Source organism: Steroidobacter sp., assembly GCF_016790065.1.
Lineage (GTDB): Bacteria > Pseudomonadota > Gammaproteobacteria > Steroidobacterales > Steroidobacteraceae > Steroidobacter.
The window spans coordinates 1-3,265 of the sequence record NZ_JAEUPY010000064.1 but is presented as its reverse complement, the minus strand read 5'-3'; the positions used below and the strand labels follow the sequence as shown (position 1 = coordinate 3,265).

2 protein-coding genes are annotated in these 3,265 nt (G+C 60.3%); both read left to right on the top strand.

Annotated features, from left to right (window positions below; genetic code table 11):
- The first annotated feature begins 153 nt into the window (after nt 1-153).
- Nucleotides 154-1,104: an efflux RND transporter periplasmic adaptor subunit gene (locus JNL55_RS02410; RefSeq protein WP_293848784.1), complete on the top strand. Its 951-nt coding sequence runs from the start codon at nt 154-156 to the stop codon at nt 1,102-1,104.
- A gap of 10 nt (nt 1,105-1,114) precedes the next feature.
- Nucleotides 1,115-3,265, top strand: a 2,151-nt coding sequence (locus JNL55_RS02405; protein WP_293848782.1) for an efflux RND transporter permease subunit, incomplete at its 3' end; no start/stop codon positions are given.

Below are 3,265 nucleotides of genomic sequence, written 5' to 3'. Positions count from 1 at the left end.
TTCCTGGAACTCATCACGGTCCAGGAAGAACTGCTCGCCTTGCAAGCCGCGGCGATCGATGCCGCCGCGGACTATCACCGTGTTTTGGCTGAGATCGAGCGCCTCACCAGCGCCGCACTCACCCGCCCGATTTCCACACCTTGAGTTGAAACCATGAATCAGAAATTACTGTTGGTGCTGATCGCCGCGGCGTTGGCCATCGGCGGTTGTGGAGGCTCCGATCAAGCCACGGAGGCCTCTTCGGCAAAATCCGAGGCGGGTCACGACGAGGGCGAAGGCCACTCCGAACCTACCCACGTCGCGCTCACGCCCGAGCAGATTCAGGCGGCGGGGATCGTGGTCGCGGAAGCCGGTCCGGCCACCATCCGAGAGACGTTGCCGGTCTACGGCGTCGTCGCACCGAACGCCGAGCGCGTCAGAGACGTGGGGGCCCGCTTCCCCGGTGTGATCCGCGCTGTCACTGCGAAGATTGGCGATTCCGTGCGCGCCGGCGAAACGCTGGCCAGCATCGAAAGCAATGAGAGCTTGCAAACGTACTCTGTCGTCGCGCCACTTAATGGCGTCGTCACTGCACGTCAAGCCAATCCCGGTGAACAGACGGGCGACAAAGTGCTATTCACGATCGCAGATCTGGCGACGGTTTGGGTAGAACTCTCCTTATTCCCGCGCGACATGGCAAAAGTGCGCGTCGGCCAAACCGTGCGAGTGTCTAGCAACGATACGGGCGTGAATGCCGACGGCAAGATCGTCTATGTCGCACCCTTCGGAAGCAGCGCCAATCAAACATTGACAGCCCGAGTACTGCTCGACAACGCCGATCGTCGCTGGGCGCCCGGCCTGTACGTCACGGCGCAAGTGACGCTCGGCGAAAACCAGGTCCCACTCGTCGTACGTAACGAAGCACTTCAGACGTTGGAGAACAACAATGTCGTGTTCGTCCATGCCGAGGAGGGATTCAAGCCGCGACCGGTGCGCATCGGCCGTGCGGACGCTCAATTGAGCGAGGTGACGGAGGGGCTACAGGCGGGCGAGCGCTATGCCGCCGCGAACAGCTACATCCTCAAGGCGGAGTTGGGCAAAGGCTCCGCCGAGCACGAAGACTAGGAGCGCTGTAATGATTGACGCAATTCTGCGCTTTTCAATTGCCCGTCGGTGGGTGGTGCTGTTTCTGGTGCTGGCAGTGGCCGCGGCCGGTGTCTGGAATTATCAGCGTCTACCCATCGATGCGGTCCCTGACATCACCAACGTGCAGGTTCAGATCAACACTCAGGCGCCGGGCTACTCGCCGCTCGAAGTCGAGCAGCGAATTACTTATCTGGTCGAGGTTGCTATCGCGGGTTTGCCGCGCCTGGAGTACACGCGTTCGCTGTCTCGCTACGGATTGTCACAAGTCACCGTCGTCTTTCAGGACGGGACGGACATCTACTTCGCGCGCAATCTCATCAACGAACGTTTGCAGCAAGCGAAGAGCCAGCTGCCCGCGGGCATCGAGCCAGAGATGGGCCCGATCGCCACGGGCCTGGGTGAGATTTATCTCTACACCGTGCATGCCGCTGAGAATGCTCGCCAGCCCGACGGACGCCCTTACGACGCCACCGCGCTTCGCACGTTGCAAGACTGGGTCATTCGCCCGCAATTGCGACAAGTTCCCGGTGTGACCGAGGTCAATACCATCGGTGGATTTGAAAGGGAGTATCACGTCACCCCCGATCCTGCTCGCCTGCTCGCTTTCGGGCTGACATTCGAGGCTATCGTCAACGCGCTAGAAAAGAACAATGCCAACGTCGGTGCCGGCTATATCGAGCGCAACGGCGAACAGTATCTGATCCGCTCGCCGGGCCAGGTCGCAGACATCCCCTCCATCGAACAGATCATCGTCGCTCACCGCGGCGGCGTACCCGTCACGATTCGGGATGTTGCGGATGTGGCCTATGGCAAGCAGCTACGAACCGGCGCGGCAACCCGCGATGGCGAAGAGACCGTGCTTGGAACGGCGGTGATGCTGATCGCGGAGAATAGCCGTACGGTATCGAAGGCTGTTTCCGAGAAACTTGCCGAGATCAACAAAACCCTGCCCGAGGGAATCACCGCCGATCCCGTCTACGATCGCACCGTCCTGGTCGAGAAGACCATCGCCACGGTGCAGAAGAATCTGCTCGAGGGCGCGATTCTCGTTGTCGCAGTCCTCCTGCTGATGCTCGGCAACGTCCGTGCAGCGCTGCTGACGGCGGCGGTCATTCCGCTTTCCATGCTGATGCTGATGACCGGCATGGTCCAGTCGCAAGTCAGCGCCAACCTGATGTCGCTCGGCGCCCTCGATTTCGGATTAATCGTCGATGGAGCCGTGATCATCGTGGAGAACTGCATGCTGCGGCTGTCGCAGCGTCAGCACCGGGCCGGCCGTTTATTGGAGGTAGATGAACGTTTGCATACGGTGTTCACCGCCACCCGCGAGGTGTTCACGCCGAGTCTGGTGAGCGTGCTCGTCGTCATCCTCGTCAATCTGCCCATCCTCGCCCTGACCGGCGTCGAGGGAAAGATGTTTCGGCCCATGGCGCTCGCCGTCATCATCGCATTGATCGCCGCCCTCTTCCTGTCGCTCACGTTCGTCCCCGCCGCCGTCGCGCTATTCTTGACCGGCAAGATCGAGGAAAAAGAGAACGTGATCGTTCGCGGTGCGCGTAGTGCCTACGCGCCTATCCTCGATGGCGCGTTGAAGTTCCGCGCCGTGATCCTTGTAGGCGCGGTGATCTTCGTCGGAATCTGCGCGTGGATCGGCTCGCGCATGGGATCCGAATTCATCCCCAGCCTCGATGAAGGGGATCTCGCAGTTCAGGCATTGCGTATCCCGGGCACCAGCCTCACGCAATCGTTGGATATGCAGTTCCAGCTCGAACGCGCACTGAAACAGATCCCGGAGGTCAAAACCTACTTCTCCCGTGTCGGTACCGCTGAAGTTGCGACCGATCCGATGCCGCCGAACATCTCGGACGGTTACGTCATGCTCAAGGATCGCCGCGACTGGCCCGATCCGGAGAAGACCAAGGCCGACCTGGTGAAGGAAATCGAGAAAAAACTCGAAGCCATTCCCGGCAATGCATTCGAGATCAGTCAGCCCATTCAGTTGCGTTTCAACGAGCTGATCTCGGGTGTGCGTTCGGATCTGGGCATCAAGATCTACGGCGACAATCTGGATCAGTTGTTGAAATCAGGTAACGCCGTTGCGCGGGTCTTGAATGGCATCGATGGCGCCGAGGGCGTGAAG

Coding starts and splice junctions, on each gene's coding strand:
- JNL55_RS02410 (WP_293848784.1), top strand. CDS start 154: ATGAATCAGAAATTACTGTTGGTGCTGATCGCCGCGGCGTTGGCCATC.